This is a genomic window from Mycobacterium sp. PS03-16 (assembly GCF_004570325.1).
Lineage (GTDB): Bacteria > Actinomycetota > Actinomycetes > Mycobacteriales > Mycobacteriaceae > Mycobacterium.
The window spans coordinates 115,700-131,388 of the sequence record NZ_SPQO01000006.1 but is presented as its reverse complement, the minus strand read 5'-3'; the positions used below and the strand labels follow the sequence as shown (position 1 = coordinate 131,388).

Here is a 15,689-nt window from a genome sequence, read left to right as displayed (position 1 = left end):
TTCACGGCATGGCGATAGTCGGGGTGGGGATCGATTTGGTCTCCATCTCCGACTTCGCCGAGCAGGTGGACCGGCCCGGCACCGTGTTCGCCGAGACGTTCACGCCGGGGGAGCGCCGCGACGCCGCGGACAAGAGTTCGTCGGCGGCGCGGCACCTCGCGGCCCGGTGGGCGGCCAAGGAAGCCGTGATCAAGGCATGGTCGGGGTCACGGTTCTCCAAGCGCCCGGCGCTGCCGGAGGGCATCCACCGCGACATCGAGGTGGTCACCGACATGTGGGGCCGCCCGAAGGTGCGGTTGAGCGGAGACATCGCGCGTCATCTCGAGGATGTGGTGATTCACGTGTCGCTCACCCACGAGGGGGATACCGCGGCCGCGGTCGCGGTCATCGAGGAGCGCTGACCGCTCGCCGGCTCGCATGTTCCCGGCGTCACCGGGTATGTCGCGGCGGTGAGCAGCAGCACCAGTCAGCGTGATCTCGGCGAGTCCGACAGCCCGATCGAGGACGCCCTCGAAGCGGCCTTCGAGAGGATGGTGGACGAGGGCACCCAGCGGCTGCACCGCGGTTGGCGGGAAGTCCTGGCGACCGGCTTCTTCGGCGGCACCGAGATTGCGGTCGGGGTGCTGGCGTATCTGTCGGTGCTGCACGTCACCCACAACCACCTGGTGGCGGGGCTGGCGTTCTCGGTCGGCTTCCTGGCGCTTCTGCTGGGCCGCAGTGAACTGTTCACCGAAGGCTTCCTGGTGCCGGTCACCACGGTGGTCGCCAAACGCGCCAGCGTGGCGCAACTGCTCAAACTGTGGAGCGGCACGCTGGTGGCCAATCTGGTCGGCGGCTGGGTGCTGATGTGGCTGATCATGACGGCCTTCCCGAAGCTGCACGGCCAGACGACGGAGTCGGCCGCCCACTTCGCCACCGCGCCGCTGTCGATGGAGACGGTGGCGCTGTCGCTGCTGGGCGGCATGGTCATCACCTTGATGACGCGGATGCAGCACGGGACCGACGCGATGATCGGGAAGATCGCCGCGGCCGTCGGCGGGGCCTTCCTGCTGGCGGGGCTGCAGATGTTCCACTCGATCCTGGACTCGCTGTTGATCTTCGGTGCGCTGATCGCCGGCGATGCGCCGTTCGGTTATCTCGACTGGCTCGGCTGGTTCGCCTACACGCTGTTCTTCAACGTCGTCGGCGGGCTCGGCCTGGTGACGCTGCTGCGCCTGCTGCGCAGCAAGGACCGGTTGCAGGAGGAGCGCAGCGCCGCCGAGGCGGACAGCCCGCACTAACCTCGTCGCCATGAGCGATGTGGTGCAACGGGTCCGTGACGTCCTGCCGTCGGTGCGCCGGGATCTGGAGGATCTCGTGCGGATCGAGTCGGTGTGGGCCGACCCGGCCCGCCGTCCGGAGGTGCAGCGCAGCGCGCAGGCCGTGGCGGACCTGCTCGGGGCGGCCGGCTTCGACGATGTGAGCATCGTGGCGGCCGGTGGGGCGCCCGCGGTGATCGCCCGCCATCCGGCCCCGCCGGGCGCGCCGACCGTGCTGCTCTACGCCCACCACGACGTGCAGCCCGAAGGCGACCCCGCGCAGTGGGCGTCGCCGCCGTTCGAACCGACCGAACGCGACGGCCGCCTCTACGGCCGCGGCACCGCCGACGACAAGGCCGGGATCGCCACCCATCTCGCCGCGTTCCGCGCCCACGGCGGTCAACCGCCGGTCGGGGTGACGGTGTTCGTGGAGGGCGAGGAGGAGTCGGGTTCGCCGTCGCTGGGGGCGCTGTTGGCCGAGTACAAGGACCTGCTGGCCGCCGACGTCATCGTGATCGCTGACTCGGACAACTGGAGCACCGAGCGGCCGGCACTGACGGTCTCGCTGCGCGGCCTCGCCGACTGCGTCGTCGAGGTGGCCACCCTCGACCACGGCCTGCACTCGGGGCTGTGGGGCGGTGTGGTGCCCGACGCGCTCAGCGTGCTGGTGCGGCTGCTGGCCAGCCTGCACGACGACGACGGGAACGTGGCGGTCGCGGGTCTGCACGATTCGGCGGCGCCAGCCGGCGGCGATGTGCAGGTGGATCGGGGACCGCACTGGGTGCGCGAGGAGTCCGGCCTGCTGCCCGGCGTCGGGGAGATCGGGTCCGGCTCGGTGGTGCAGCGGCTGTGGGCCAAACCGGCGATCACGGTGATCGGCATCGACACCACACCGATCGAGAAGTCGTCGAACACGCTGATCCCCCGGGCCCGCGCGAAGATCAGCATGCGGGTGGCCCCCGGTGGTGACGCGCGCGCCCACCTCGAGGCGCTGATCCGTCACCTCGAGGCGCATGTGCCGTGGGGTGCGCAGCTCACGGTGACGCCCGGCGACATCGGCCAGCCGTATGCGATCGACGCCGGCGGTCCGGTGTACGACGCCGCCCGTGAGGCGTTCACCACCGCGTGGGGCGCCGACCCGGTCGACATGGGAATGGGTGGGTCGATCCCGTTCATCGCCGAGTTCGCCGAGGCGTTCCCGGCGGCGAAGATCCTGGTGACCGGTGTCGAGGACCCGGGTACGCAGGCGCACAGCGTCAACGAGAGCCTGCACCTCGGCGTGCTCGAACGCGCGGCGACCGCCGAGGCGCTGCTGTTGGAGAAGCTGGGCCGCGTCTAGACCTTCAAGTCGCGGCGCAGCTTGGCGACGTGGCCGGTGGCGCGGACGTTGTACTGGGCCTCGGCGATCGTGCCGTCCTCGTCGACGACGAACGTCGAGCGGATGACGCCCTGCACGGTCTTGCCGTACATCGTCTTCTCCCCGAATGCGCCCCAGGCGGTGAGCGTTTCCTTGGCCGGGTCGGACAGCAGTGGGAAGGTCAGGCCTTCGGCATCGCGGAATTTCGCCAGCTTGGCCGGTTTGTCGGGGGAGACGCCGATGACGTCGAGGCCGGCGCCGTTGAGTTCGGCGAGGCTGTCGCGGAAGTCGCAGGCCTGCTTGGTGCAGCCCGGCGTCGACGCGGCGGGGTAGAAGTACACGATGACCTTGCGGCCCCGGTAGTCCGCCAGGTCGACGGTGTTGCCGTCGGCGTCGGGCAGGCGGAGCGCGGGCGCGGTGTCGCCCACCTCGAGGCGCGGGGTCTGCGGCATGTCCTGGTCATCCCTTCACAGTCGACCGGTGCCGTCGGTGTCGCACCGGCTGATCTAGGGTAGTGCGGCAGGACGGGAACCAGACTGGGGACCCAGCACCGTACTTGGAGGGCATGACGTGGCGGACCGGGATCCCGAGGCCATCAAGAAGGACATCGACGCGGCGCGTGACCAGCTGGCGCTGACCGTCGACACCCTCGCCGAGCGGGCCAATCCCCGCAAGCTCGCCGATGACGTCAAGGCCAAGGTGATCGGATTCGTCTCGCAGCCGGCGGTCATCATGTCGCTGGCCGGGGTCGGGGTGTTGGTGGTGTTCGTGACGGTCCGGCGGTCGCGCCGCTGACCTGGCGTCAGCGTCGGCGGCCGGGCCGCAGCAGATCGGCCCACCAGGACCGCGGGGGATTGGCGCGTCGTCCCAGCCGGCTGCAGGTGTGCACGGACACCGGCCACGACGCAGCTACCTCGCCGTAGTGCGGCGATGCCGTCGAGCCGGGAGTGTGCGGCACGCGTGGTGATGTCATCCAGCTAAGACCTCGTGTGAGTGGCGGCGTGGACGTCTCCGCTTGGCGGGAGATGTTCAGCTAACTTGTGACGATACCAGTTGTACCCGCTAGACGGTAGTTGTACACGGGTGATGATCACTTTGTCGGGGTGACTGGCAACGTTCGGTGTCACCAGGCGATCCGCGCGGCAGCGCCGTGACCGGCGCAGACAGCATATGACCGGCCGGTAACCGACGTGATCAAGCTCAGAATCGGCGGCCTCGATTCCCGCAAAAACGCCGATGCGGCGGCGTCCGGGGAGGGATATCCAGGGCCCAACACAAAAGAAACATCGCCGGCGGCGCCGGCGATGTTTCTGGTGGTGCGCCGTCAGGGTTTCGAACCCCGGACCCGCTGATTAAGAGTCAGCTGCTCTACCAACTGAGCTAACGGCGCGCGTGGAAGACGATAACAGGCTCATGGCCGGTGCGTGAAATCGCCGCCATGACCGGCTCGGGGCTGCATCTTCGCGGCAGGCTCGGTGTCGGCGCAGCCCGTAGAATGCTGACAAATCAATCCGTGCCGATCGAGAACCTGGGTGTGAAGTGGAGCAGACAATGTGGCAGGTCAGATCCGTGACCCGTCCGCGCCGACAGCGAGCCTGGTGGGCGGCCATGCTGGTGGTCCCCGCCATGGTGCTCGGGCTCACGGCGTGCTCCGGTGACTCGACGTCCGACAGCCCGCAGGTGATCTCCGACAAGGGCACGCCGTTCGGCGATCTGTTGGTGCCGAAGCTCACATCTTCGGTGACCGACGGGGCGGTCGGCGTCGCGGTCGACAGCCCGGTCACCGTGGGTGCCGAGTTCGGCGTGCTCGGGTCGGTCTCGATGGTCAACGAGGACGGCGAGCCGGTCAGCGGGAAGCTCAGCGCCGACGGGACGACGTGGGCCACCACCGAGCCGCTCGGCTACAACAAGAGCTACACGCTCACGGCGCAGTCGATGGGCCTCGGCGGGGTCACCAGTCGCGAGATGACGTTCGAGACGCACTCGCCCGAGAACCTGACCATGCCGTACGTGCTGCCCAACGAGGGCGAGGTCGTCGGCATCGGGCAGCCGGTGGCGATCCGCTTCGACGAGAACATCCCCAACCGACTCGCCGCGCAGCGGGCCATCACGGTGAAGACCGATCCGCCGGTCGAGGGCGCGTTGTACTGGATCAGCAACCGCGAGGTGCGGTGGCGGCCCGCGGAGTACTGGAAGCCGGGCACCAAGGTCGAGGTGTCGGTCGACGCCTACGGCGTGGACATGGGCGACGGCCTGTTCGGCCAGGACAATGTGAAGACGAACTTCACCATCGGCGACGAGGTGATCGCGACGGCCGACGACGCCACCAAGACGCTGACCGTGCGCCGCAACGGCGAGGTGATCAAGACCATGCCGATCTCCATGGGCAAGGACAGCACGCCGACCAACAACGGCACCTACATCATCGGCGACCGCTACTCGCACCTGGTGATGGACTCGTCGACCTACGGGGTGCCGGTCAACTCGCCGAACGGCTACCGCACCGAGGTGGATTGGGCCACGCAGATGTCCTACAGCGGCATCTACGTGCACGGCGCGCCGTGGTCGGTGGGCAGCCAGGGCTATGACAACGTCAGCCACGGCTGCATCAACGTGAGCACGTCGAACGCCCGCTGGTTCCACGACAACACCAAGCGCGGCGACATCGTCGAGGTGGTCAACACTGTCGGCTCGACCTTGCCGGGCACGGACGGTCTCGGCGACTGGAACATTCCCTGGGAGCAGTGGAAGGCCGGCAACGCCAACGTGTGAGCGACCGGACTAACAGAAACGGGCCTCGGCTTTCGCCGGGGCCCGTTTCCGTTCGGGGTGGCTGACGGGACTCGAACCCGCGACAGCCAGGATCACAACCTGGTGCTCTACCAACTGAACTACAGCCACCATCGCCGCTCTGCCGTTGGGCACTGCGGCGTCGTCGATACTAACCGGTCGAGGGCCCCGGAGCCGAATCGGTTCCGGTCGCGTCGCCGTTCGGGGGCCCCAGCTCGGCGGCGATTGCGGCGATATCGCTGGTCGAGGGTCCGGGTGGAGCGACGAACGCGGTACGCCGGTAGTACTTCAGCTCGCGGATCGACTCGTGGATGTCGGCCAGCGCGCGGTGCGCCAGGCCCTTCTCGGGCTGGCCGAAGTAGATCCGCGGGAACCAGCGCCGACACAGCTCCTTGATCGAGCTCACGTCGATCATCCGGTAGTGCAGGTAGTCGTCGAGTTTGGGCATGTCCCGGGCGATGAAGCCGCGGTCGGTGGCGATCGAGTTGCCGGCCAGCGGCGCCGTCTTCGCCTGCTTGACGTGCCCGCGGATGTAGTCGAGCACCATCTCCTCGGCGGTGGGCAGGTCCACCGTGGACGTGCGCACCTCCTCGATCAAACCCGAGCGGGTGTGCATGTCGGTGACCACGGGGATCATGCCGCGCAGCGACTCCTCGGGCGCGTGGATCACCACGTCGAGGCCGTCGCCGAGGATGTTGAGGTCGGCGTCGGTGACCAGGACGGCGATCTCGATGAGCCGGTCTGATTTGAGGTCCAGCCCGGTCATCTCGCAGTCGATCCACACCAGTTCGTCACGCACAGCGCTCCACCCTATTCGCCTGGCCGGATCGCGCACCGCAACACCCTCCGCCGCCGCCGCCGACCAGTAGGGTCGTGCGCCATGACCAGTGAGTCCGCGGCGCGGGTCGGCGCCGGGTACGCGGTGAACGGCCCGGCCCTCGACCTGGGCGCCGTGATGGCCGACGGCGTCGCCCACCCGTCGGCCCGGGTCAGGATTCCGCTGGCCACCATGAACCGGCACGGCCTGGTCGCCGGCGCCACGGGGACGGGGAAGACCAAGTCACTGCAGGTGCTCGCCGAGCAGCTGTCCGCGGCCGGTGTCCCGGTGCTCATGGCCGACGTCAAGGGTGACCTGTCCGGGCTCAGTCGTCCCGGCGAGGCCGGCGACAAGATCACCCAGCGCGCCGCCGACACCGGCGACCAGTGGGCACCGACGGCCTATCCGGTCGAGTTCCTGTCGCTGGGCACCGGCGGACTCGGGGTGCCGGTACGCGCGACGGTCACCAGCTTCGGGCCGATCCTGCTGTCGAAGGTCCTGGGACTGAACAACCCAGGAGTCGACCCTCGGGTTGATCTTCCACTGGGCCGACCGCAACGGTCTACCCCTGCTGGACCTCAAGGACCTGCGCTCGGTGATCGCGTTCCTCACCAGCGACGAGGGCAAGGCCGAACGCACGGCGCTCGGTGCGGTGTCGACGACGACGGCCGGGGTGATACTGCGCGCGCTGGTCAATCTGGAGGCCGAGGGCGCCGACACCTTCTTCGGTGAACCTGAGCTCGAACCCGCGGACCTGCTGCGGGTCGACGCGCAGGGCCGCGGCATCGTCACGCTGCTAGAACTGGGCAGTCAGGCCGCCCGTCCGGTGATGTTCTCCACCTTCCTGATGTGGGTGCTCGCCGACCTGTTCACGACGCTGCCCGAGGTGGGCGACCTGGACAAGCCGAAGCTGGTGTTCTTCTTCGACGAGGCCCACCTGCTGTTCACCGACGCGTCGAAGGCGTTCCTCGAGCAGGTCGAGCAGACCGTCAAACTGATCCGGTCCAAGGGCGTCGGGGTGTTCTTCTGCACCCAGTTGCCCACCGACGTGCCCAACGAGGTGCTGTCCCAACTGGGTGCGCGCGTGCAGCACGCGTTGCGCGCGTTCACCCCCGACGACGAGAAAGCGCTGCGCAAGACCGTCCGCACGTATCCGAGGACCGACGTCTACGACCTCGAGTCGGCGCTGACTTCGCTGGGCATCGGCGAGGCCGTCGTGACCGTGCTGTCGGAGACCGGGGTGCCGACGCCGGTGGCGTGGACGCGGATGCGCGCGCCGCGGTCGTTGATGGACACCATCGGTCCCGACGCGATCGCCGCAGCCGCGCAGGCCAGCCCGCTGCAGGCCGAGTACGGCCGCACGGTGGACCGGGAGTCGGCCTACGAGCGGCTCGCGGCCCGGCTGGCGCCGCCGCCCGCCCCGGCCGAACTGCCGCCGCTGCCGTCGCCGTACGACCTCCCGCCCATGCCGGACCCCGTCACGCCGCCGGAACCGGGGCTGTTCGAGAAGGTGATGGACAGCCCCGCGTTCAAGAGCGCGATGCGCTCGGCGGGAACGGTCATCGGCCGTGAGATCACCCGCAGCATCTTCGGCACCGGCCGCCGCCGGCGTCGTCGTTGACCGCCGAGATCAGACTTTTCACCCGCCCAGCGCCGGTTCCGTGTGCTGGAACCTCATTCCGGCGGCGCAGAAGCCTTACTCGCCGCCCAGCTTCTTGTAGACCGCGCCGACGATCGGGGTGACGATCGCGCGCGGGGTGTACCCGCTGGCGACCGACATCGCCTTGGACGTCACACCGGGCACCACACGCATCTTGTTGCGCTCCAGGCCGTCCAGCGAGATCTTCGCGGTGTACTCGGTGGAGATCCACAGGAAGTCGGGGATCAGCTTCTCCACCAGCGACTGCTCGTGTTCGTCGGGCAGCGTCTCGCGCACCGGGCCCGGCGCCAGCAACGTGACGTGCACGCCGGCCCCCTTGAGCTCGCCGCGCAGCGATTCGCAGAAGGTGTTCGCGAACGCCTTGGTCGCGGCGTAGGTGGCGTTGTTCGGGATGGGCGAGTTGCCCGCGGCCGAGCCGGAGATGAGGATGCCCCCGGAGCGGCGGGCCACCATACCCGGTAGCACGGCGAGCACCAGATCGTGCACACCGAGCACATTCAGAGCCACCTGGGCCTTCTCGTCGGCCGGGTCCAGCCGGGCCACCGGGCCGAACGTCGCGGTGCCTGCGTTGGCGCACAGTATCGAGATCTCCCGCGACGCCAGCTCGTCGCAGAGTGCGGTGCGGGCGGTCGGGTCGGCCAGGTCCACCGACCGCACCTCGACGGTGACGCCGTAGCGGTCGGTCAGCCGCTGCGCCAGCGCGTCGAGCACGTCGCCGCGGCGCGCCGTGATGATCAGGTGGTGGCCGCGCGCCGCCAGTTCGGTGGCCAGCGCCTCGCCGATGTTCTGGGATGCGCCGGTGACGACCGCGCGAGCGTTGGGGCGTGGGGCGGGTACGGGCATGCGCCGGACTATAGCGTCCGGCCTGTCGGCGCCCCCGCCGATATCGTGGGCGACCGTGACCTCACCCCCGCGCGCCGGACGTTCCCGAATCGTCGCGTGGGCGCTGTGGGACTGCGGTTCGACGGGGCTGAACGCGATCGTCGTGACCTTCGTCTTCGCGGTCTACCTGACCGGTGCGGTCGGCGACGACCTGCCGGGTGACACCTCGGCGACCAGTTGGCTGGGCCGGGCGATGACGGCGGCCGGTCTTCTGGTGGCGGTGCTGGCGCCGCTGACCGGCATCTGGGTGGAGGCGCCGCGTCGGCGGCGCGTCGTGCTGGCGGTGCTGACCGGCGCCGCGGTGGTCTTCACCTCGCTGATGAGCCTGATCCGCGACGACCACACCTACCTGTGGCCCGGCCTGGTGCTGCTGGCGTGCACCGCGGCGTGCAGCGACCTGGCCAGCGTGCCGTACAACGCGATGCTGCGGCAGCTGTCCACCCCGCAGACCTCCGGGCGGGTGTCCGGGCTGGGCTGGGCGATGGGCTACTTCGGCAGTGTCCTGCTGTTGCTGGTGGTGTACCTGGGTTTCATCAACGGCGACGGGGACACCCGCGGACTGCTCGGTCTGCCGGTGGCCGACGGGCAGAACGTGCGGGCGGCGATGCTGCTGGCCGCCGCGTGGTTCCTGCTGTTCGCGCTGCCGCTGCTGATCGCGGTGCCGGCCCCGCCGCCGGGTCTCGCCGACGCCGAGCGGCCCAGGGGCATCACTGGGGCGTACCGGAAGCTGTGGTCGGAGATCGTCGGGGAGTGGCGGCGCGACCGCAACGTCGTCTACTACCTGATGGCCAGCGCGGTGTTCCGGGACGGGCTGGCCGGGGTGTTCGCGTTCGGTGCGGTCCTCGGCGTGAACGTGTACGGGATCTCCGATGCCGACGTGCTGCTGTTCGGCGTCAGCGCGAGCGTGGTCGCCGCCGTCGGCGCGGTCACCGGTGGGCTGCTCGACGACCGGGTCGGCTCCAAGCCGGTGATCGTGGTGTCGCTGATCTCGATGATCGCGGTGGGATTGACGCTGCTGAACCTGTCCGGCGCGGTGGCGTTCTGGGTGTGCGGGCTGCTGCTGTGCCTGTTCATCGGCCCGACGCAGTCCTCGGCGCGCACGCTGATGCTGCGGATGTCGGCCGAGGGCAAGGAGGGCGTGGCGTTCGGGCTCTACACCACGACCGGCCGCGCGGTGTCGTTTCTGGCGCCGTGGCTGTTCTTCATGTTCATCGATCTGTTCGGCACCGACCGCGCGGGGATGGGCGGCCTCTGTGTGGTGCTCGCCGCGGGCCTGCTGGCCATGCTCGCGGTGCGGGTGCCGCACCAGGCGCGGGTGGGATCAACCCGTGCCGACGCAGAAGGTCAGCCCTGACCCGGTGCGCTGGGCGACCGGGACGCCGTCGATCGACACCGAGCAGGTCACGTCGCGGCCGACGTTGATGATGCTGATCCGCGCCGAACTGCGCGCCGGCGACGGCAACTCGACCTGCTTGCTCCACGGCAGGGCCACGTTGAACTCGGTCTGCGGCACGCCGCCGGTGTCGGTGTAGGTGATGTTGATGACCCGTCCCTCCCCGGAGACGTCGTAGGTCACCGACTCCGTGGCACCCGACGGCGCAGTGGTGGTGGAGGAGGCGGTGCCCGGCTGCGACGTCGTCGGCAGCGGCAGAACCGGGGTGGGTGCGGGCAGCGTGGTGGCGGGGCGCTGGCTGGTCGACGTCGGTTCGGGCATCGACGGCGCCGGCGCGACGACCGTCTGTTGCCGCGAGCTGTTGGCGATCACCAGTGCGATCACCAGCGCGATGACGAGCAGCACCACCGCACCCGCCAGCACCCACAGCCACATCGGTGACTTCGGCCCGCCGGGCGGTGGTTGCTGCGGGTCACCGGGCGGATACCCGGGTCCGTACTGCCCGGTGGCATAGGGGTCGTAACCGTACTGGTAGTACGGGGACAGCCGCTCGGTGGGATTCGGCGCGGCGGGCGGCTGGTACGGGGGACCGTACGGCGCCTGGTTCGCGTAGGCCGGATCGGGCCAACCCTGGTAGCTGTTGCCCTGCGGCTGGGTCGGCCCGGTGCCGTCGCGACGTGGTGAATCGGTCATACCCACCTCATGGTCGCAGGGTACCTGCGCCACCCGTGGCGCCGGGTCGGTGTTGGTGCAGCGGGACGGATGAACCCGGTGCCGGGAGGCCGGACGGACACCGGAAGGAAGACGATGGACAATCGACGCGTGACACGACAGGTGCGGGCCAACTACGGAGCATCGCTGTCACCCGATGCGACCGCATTCGCCCACCTCGTCGACGACGGCGGCTTCCCCCGCGCGGTGCAGCGCTTCCTGCAGGGGTGGCGGGCCAGCTCGTCGCGCGACGTGGAGCTCCCGGTGGAAGGACCCGTCACCCGGGTGATGCACTCGGCCGACGGGCACTGGCTGGCCTGCCAGGTGGCGCCCGAGGGCAGTGACCGCTTCCAGATCTGGGTCGTCACAACCGATCCCGACGACCGCGACGCCCACCGCATCGATTCGTGGCCGGACGGGCAGCCCGAGGGCAGCGCCGAACTCATCGGCTGGGACGGCACCCAGGTGGCGGCGATCCTGACCGGCGAGGACGGGGTCGGCAGTTCGTGCCTGATCAACCCGGCCGACGGCGACACCCTGGTGTTGGACCGCCGCACGGCCGGCCGCCTCGTCGACGCCTGGGCGGGGGCGTCGCTGGTCCGCGTCGGACCCCGCGGCTACCGCGACCTCATCATGCTGCGCGGGCGCACCGAAATCGCGCTGTTGCCCTACGATCCGGGCTCCACCACCGACATGGGCTTCATCCTCGACGACCACAGCCCGCGGCGGCTGCGATCGGGCGTCACCGGCGAGACCTTCGAGCTCTACCATCCCGCCAGCACCTACCCGATCGGCAGCACCGAGGGGTTCGTCCGCGCGCTGATCCGCAGCGACAACGGCGGCACCCACGCGCGGCTGATCGAGGTGACCGCCACCGCGGACGGCGTCTCATACCACGTCGTCGCCGAGAAGCCGGGGTTCGACCTCGACGAGTTCGTCATCAGCGATGACCTGTCGACAGTGGCGCTGCTGTGGAATGTCAACGGCTGCAGTGAACTTCAGGTGCTCGAGTACGCCGACAACACGCTGTCCGAGCCGATCCCGCTGCCCGGGCTGGTGGCCACCGAGCTGAGCATCAGCGCCGGCGGGTCCATGGTGGCGATGACCGTGGAGAGCCCCTCGCTGCCGCCGACCGTCGAGTTGGTGGACCCGCGGTCGCGGGAGTGGCAGCGCGTGGACCGCGAGCCCAGCGAGGGGCCGCTGACCGCCGACCCGACGCTGGAGACGGTGATCGCCCGCGACGGGATGGAGATCACCGGCTGGCTCTACCGGCCGCCCGCACCGGTCGAACCGGTCGGGGCGATGGTCTTCCTGCACGGCGGGCCGGAGGGACAGTCACGGCCGGGATACAGCGAGTACTACCCGGCGCTGCTGGCGGCGGGTATCACCGTGTTCACCCCGAACGTACGGGGATCGGGCGGTTTCGGGCGGGCGTTCATGCACGCCGACGACAAGGAGTTGCGGTTCGCGGCCATCGACGACGTCGCGGACTGTGTGCACTACCTGATCGACCGCGAGGCCGTTCCCGCCGACCGGATCGCCTGCTGCGGCTGGTCGTACGGCGGCTATCTGACGCAGGCGGCGTTGACGTTCCACCCCGAGTTGTTCGCGGCCGGGATCAGCATCTGCGGGATGAGCGACCTCAACACCTGGTACCGCAACACCGAGACGTGGATCGCCACCGCCGCATATCCCAAGTACGGTCACCCGATCGGCGATCGTGAGCTGCTCGAGCGGCTCTCCCCGTTGCTGCGGGCGTCGGCGCTCACCGCGCCGCTGCTGCTGGTGCACGGCGGCAACGACACCAACGTGCCGCCGAGCGAATCGCAGCAAATGTTCGACGCGTTGCGCGCGCTGGATCGGACGGTCGAGCTGTTGATCTTCGACGACGACGGACACGAGATCGTCAAGCGCGAGAACCGCACTGCGCTGGTCAACGCGATGACGACGTGGCTGCTGAGCGCCTTCGCGCCGGCCCAGGCCGTTGCGGTGGCAGCGTCGCTGCCGTCAGGTTTGGACAAATTGTCCGCCGGGTAAACCGTGCTGCGCGCCCAGACGGGTGCGAACAGGATGGAGGCACGGCATGAGAGGCCGCGGGATTGTCGGCGTGATTGTGCTCGTCTGGTTGCTGATCGGCGTCGTGGCCGCTTTTCAGCGCGACTATTTCAAGACCGGGGATGCCAACTGTGCCACGGCAGCCCGGGTTGCGTTGACCGTCGTTGCGGGTCCGCTCAATTACATGGGCGTCAATCCGAAGGTCGATTGCAACGTGAACGTCCCCGAGCCCAGTGCCGGCGGTCCGGCCGAAATCCCCGGGCCCGGTGGTGAACTGATGATTGGAGTGCCAGCATGATTGTTCTCGGAGTGATCCTCGCGATCCTGGGCTATTTCCTGTGGGCCCCGCTGATGTACATCGGTATCGCCCTGATCGTCATCGGCGCGGTGTTCTGGATTCTCGGCAGCACCGGACGGGCGGTCGGTGGCCGGAAAGTCTGGTATTAACGCCTAACCGCTCGAACCGCCGGCCGAGGTCAGCGCCGCCACTGTCATGTTTCGCAGGACAGTGCGCGAGCTGGCCTCGGCCGCTTTGTCGGTGCCTTTGACGCTGTGCGGTGTGGAGTTGAGCAGACCGAACACCGCATGCGCCATCACCCGTGCCTCGTCCTCGCCCAGCGTGCGGTGCACCCGCCGCAGTACCGCCACCCAGAGTTCCACGTACTGCCGCTGCGCCTTGCGGACTTGACGTTTCGCCGGATCGGGGAGGTGCGCGAGATCCCGGTCCTGGATGCGGATCAGGTCGGACTCACCCAGCGCGAAGTCGAGGTGGAAGTCGATCAGCCCGTCGAGTGCGGCCTGCGGCCCGGAGGCGGCGTCCACCACGGCGCGCGCGCCGGCCAGCAGGCGGGTGCTGATACCCACCAGCAGTTCCACCAGCAGTGCCTCCTTGTTGGGGAAGTGCCGGTAGATGGCCGGACCGCTGACCCCCACCGCGGCGCCGATGTCCTCGAGGCGCACGGCGAGGTAACCCCTCTCGGCGACCAGTCGTTCGGCGGCGGCGATCAGCTGAGCGCGCCGGTCCGACTTCGCCTGGCCGCGCCGGGTGCTCGCGGCCGGTCTCGAAGCGGGCGACGTCATGGGCGGCTCTTCCGGTGCGGTGGTGGACACGGATGGTTAATCCTGATTAACATACCATCGGTTAGTCGTCATTAACTTCTGATTGGGTCGCCGATGGCACTGCGGGTATCGCACCGCGAGGAGCACCTCGCGCTCGTCGACGAGCTGCGCAAGAAGCTGGCCACCGCCGCGCGCGGCGGACCGGACAAGGCGCGGGAACGGCACGTCGGGCGCGGGAAGCTGCTGCCGCGCGACCGGGTCGACGGGCTGCTCGATCCGGGCAGTCCGTTCCTGGAGATCGCTCCGCTGGCCGCCGACGGGATGTACGACGACGACTGCCCCGGCGCCGGGATGATCGCGGGCATCGGCCGGATCTCCGGGCGCGAGTGCATGGTCGTCGCCAACGACGCGACCGTGAAGGGCGGCACGTACTACCCGATCACGGTGAAGAAGCACCTGCGCGCCCAGGAGATCGCCGGTCAGAACCGGCTGCCGTGCGTGTATCTCGTCGATTCCGGCGGGGCGTTCCTGCCGCGCCAGGACGAGGTGTTCCCCGACCGGGAGCACTTCGGCCGCATCTTCTACAACCAGGCCACCCTGAGCGCGCGGGGTATCGCGCAGATCGCGGCCGTGCTCGGGTCCTGCACGGCCGGCGGCGCCTACGTGCCGGCGATGAGCGACGAGGCCGTCATCGTGCGCAACCAGGGCACGATCTTCCTCGGCGGGCCGCCGTTGGTGAAGGCCGCCACCGGCGAGGTGGTCACCGCCGAGGAACTCGGCGGCGGCGATCTGCACAGTAAGACCTCCGGCGTCACCGACCACCTCGCCCACGACGACCGGGATGCGCTGCGCATCGTGCGCCGCATCGTCGGCACCCTCGGCCACGCGCAGCCGCCGCCGTGGGACGTGGCGCCGACCGTCGACCCGGTCGCCGACCAGACCGAGCTCTACGACGTCGTTCCCGTCGACTCGCGGGTGCCCTATGACGTCCACGAGGTGATCACCCGCATCGTCGACGGCGGTGAGTTCGGCGAATTCAAGGCCGAGTACGGCGCCACCCTGGTCACCGGCTTCGCCCGCATCCACGGGTATCCGGTCGGCATCGTCGCCAACAACGGTGTGCTGTTCGGTGAGTCGGCGCAGAAGGGTGCGCACTTCATCGAGCTGTGCGACAAACGCCGCACACCGCTGCTGTTCCTGCAGAACATCTCCGGGTTCATGGTGGGCCGCGACTACGAGGCGGGGGGCATCGCCAAACACGGCGCCAAGATGGTCACCGCGGTCGCCTGTGCGCGCGTCCCCAAGCTCACCGTCGTCATCGGCGGCTCCTACGGTGCGGGCAACTACTCGATGTGCGGACGGGCGTATTCGCCGCGCTTCCTGTGGATGTGGCCGAACGCGCGGATCTCGGTGATGGGCGGGGAGCAGGCGGCGTCGGTGCTGGCCACCGTGCGCGGTGACATGACCCCCGAGGAGGAAGAGGCGTTCAAGGCGCCGATCCGCGCGCAGTACGAGAGCCAGGGCAACCCCTACTATTCGACCGCGCGGCTCTGGGACGACGGTGTCATCGACCCCGCCGACACCAGAACCGTTGTCGGGCTGGCCCTCTCGGTGGTCGGGCAGGCTCCGCTGGAGCCGGTGTCCTACGGCGTCTTCAGGATGTGATG

At 69.2% G+C, this 15,689-nt stretch carries 15 protein-coding genes, 2 tRNA genes and 1 pseudogene; 11 read left to right on the top strand and 7 right to left on the bottom strand.

The features are described 5' to 3' along the window. The first annotated feature begins 8 nt into the window (after positions 1-8). The 3 genes from E4P42_RS07450 to E4P42_RS07440 are packed head-to-tail and all read left to right on the top strand — an operon-like array spanning position 9 to position 2,637. Positions 9-401: a holo-ACP synthase gene (locus E4P42_RS07450; RefSeq protein ID WP_135124601.1), complete on the top strand. Its 393-nt coding sequence runs from the start codon at positions 9-11 to the stop codon at positions 399-401. A gap of 48 nt (positions 402-449) precedes the next feature. Beyond that, positions 450-1,280, top strand: a complete 831-nt coding sequence (locus E4P42_RS07445) for a formate/nitrite transporter family protein (RefSeq protein WP_135124599.1) — start codon at positions 450-452, stop codon at positions 1,278-1,280. A gap of 10 nt (positions 1,281-1,290) precedes the next feature. Beyond that, positions 1,291-2,637 carry a dipeptidase gene (locus E4P42_RS07440; protein WP_167759393.1) on the top strand — a complete coding sequence of 449 codons (1,347 nt, stop codon included), beginning with the start codon at positions 1,291-1,293 and terminating at the stop codon, positions 2,635-2,637. Here E4P42_RS07440 and bcp read toward each other — a convergent pair. Further along, complete coding sequence (gene bcp, locus E4P42_RS07435; RefSeq protein WP_135124597.1) at positions 2,634-3,107, bottom strand: thioredoxin-dependent thiol peroxidase; 474 nt, start codon at positions 3,105-3,107, stop codon at positions 2,634-2,636. The two genes, E4P42_RS07440 and bcp, sit on opposite strands and share 4 nt — an antisense overlap. A 118-nt stretch (positions 3,108-3,225) precedes the next feature. On the opposite strand from bcp, the gene E4P42_RS07430 reads away from it, so the two are divergent. Next, positions 3,226-3,450 (top strand): DUF3618 domain-containing protein, encoded by a 225-nt coding sequence (locus E4P42_RS07430; RefSeq protein WP_135124595.1) that lies wholly within the window; start codon positions 3,226-3,228, stop codon positions 3,448-3,450. A 519-nt stretch (positions 3,451-3,969) separates the two neighbouring features. Here the strand turns inward: E4P42_RS07430 and E4P42_RS07425 are convergent. Then, a tRNA-Lys gene (locus tag E4P42_RS07425) sits at positions 3,970-4,045 on the bottom strand. Positions 4,046-4,206: 161 nt separating this feature from the next. Here E4P42_RS07425 and E4P42_RS07420 point away from each other — a divergent pair. Beyond that, on the top strand, positions 4,207-5,427 hold the full coding sequence (locus E4P42_RS07420; RefSeq protein WP_135124593.1) for an Ig-like domain-containing protein: 1,221 nt from the start codon (positions 4,207-4,209) through the stop codon (positions 5,425-5,427). A 56-nt stretch (positions 5,428-5,483) separates the two neighbouring features. Here the strand turns inward: E4P42_RS07420 and E4P42_RS07415 are convergent. Both E4P42_RS07415 and orn read right to left on the bottom strand, forming a co-directional pair. Further along, a tRNA-His gene (locus E4P42_RS07415) sits at positions 5,484-5,556 on the bottom strand. Positions 5,557-5,596: 40 nt separating this feature from the next. Further along, complete coding sequence (orn, locus tag E4P42_RS07410) at positions 5,597-6,244, bottom strand: oligoribonuclease (protein ID WP_135124592.1); 648 nt, start codon at positions 6,242-6,244, stop codon at positions 5,597-5,599. An 81-nt stretch (positions 6,245-6,325) separates the two neighbouring features. On the opposite strand from orn, the pseudogene E4P42_RS07405 reads away from it, so the two are divergent. After that, positions 6,326-7,883: pseudogene (locus tag E4P42_RS07405) on the top strand (helicase HerA-like domain-containing protein). 75 nt (positions 7,884-7,958) lie between these two features. Here E4P42_RS07405 and cmrA read toward each other — a convergent pair. Further along, positions 7,959-8,765 (bottom strand): mycolate reductase, encoded by an 807-nt coding sequence (gene cmrA, locus E4P42_RS07400; RefSeq protein ID WP_135124590.1) that lies wholly within the window; start codon positions 8,763-8,765, stop codon positions 7,959-7,961. 55 nt (positions 8,766-8,820) lie between these two features. On the opposite strand from cmrA, the gene E4P42_RS07395 reads away from it, so the two are divergent. Next, positions 8,821-10,158 carry an MFS transporter gene (locus E4P42_RS07395; RefSeq protein ID WP_245233922.1) on the top strand — a complete coding sequence of 446 codons (1,338 nt, stop codon included), beginning with the start codon at positions 8,821-8,823 and terminating at the stop codon, positions 10,156-10,158. Here the strand turns inward: E4P42_RS07395 and E4P42_RS07390 are convergent. Further along, positions 10,126-10,890: an MmpS family transport accessory protein gene (locus E4P42_RS07390; RefSeq protein ID WP_135124586.1), complete on the bottom strand. Its 765-nt coding sequence runs from the start codon at positions 10,888-10,890 to the stop codon at positions 10,126-10,128. The two genes, E4P42_RS07395 and E4P42_RS07390, sit on opposite strands and share 33 nt — an antisense overlap. A gap of 114 nt (positions 10,891-11,004) precedes the next feature. Between E4P42_RS07390 and E4P42_RS07385 the strand changes: the two genes are divergently transcribed. From E4P42_RS07385 to E4P42_RS26935, 3 genes are read left to right on the top strand one after another with little or no spacing between them, the layout of a single operon-like run. Beyond that, positions 11,005-12,945 (top strand): alpha/beta fold hydrolase, encoded by a 1,941-nt coding sequence (locus tag E4P42_RS07385; RefSeq protein WP_135124584.1) that lies wholly within the window; start codon positions 11,005-11,007, stop codon positions 12,943-12,945. A 46-nt stretch (positions 12,946-12,991) separates the two neighbouring features. Beyond that, positions 12,992-13,261, top strand: coding sequence for a hypothetical protein (locus E4P42_RS07380; protein WP_135124582.1), 270 nt, complete (start codon positions 12,992-12,994; stop codon positions 13,259-13,261). Then, positions 13,258-13,410, top strand: coding sequence for a DUF6131 family protein (locus tag E4P42_RS26935; protein WP_167759392.1), 153 nt, complete (start codon positions 13,258-13,260; stop codon positions 13,408-13,410). Before E4P42_RS07380 ends, E4P42_RS26935 begins: the two co-directional genes overlap by 4 nt. A gap of 3 nt (positions 13,411-13,413) precedes the next feature. On the opposite strand, the gene E4P42_RS07375 is transcribed toward E4P42_RS26935, so the two are convergent. After that, complete coding sequence (locus E4P42_RS07375; RefSeq protein WP_135124580.1) at positions 13,414-14,043, bottom strand: TetR/AcrR family transcriptional regulator; 630 nt, start codon at positions 14,041-14,043, stop codon at positions 13,414-13,416. Between the two features lie 93 nt (positions 14,044-14,136). Between E4P42_RS07375 and E4P42_RS07370 the strand changes: the two genes are divergently transcribed. Next, positions 14,137-15,687 carry a carboxyl transferase domain-containing protein gene (locus E4P42_RS07370; protein ID WP_135124578.1) on the top strand — a complete coding sequence of 517 codons (1,551 nt, stop codon included), beginning with the start codon at positions 14,137-14,139 and terminating at the stop codon, positions 15,685-15,687. Positions 15,688-15,689 lie beyond the last annotated feature (2 nt).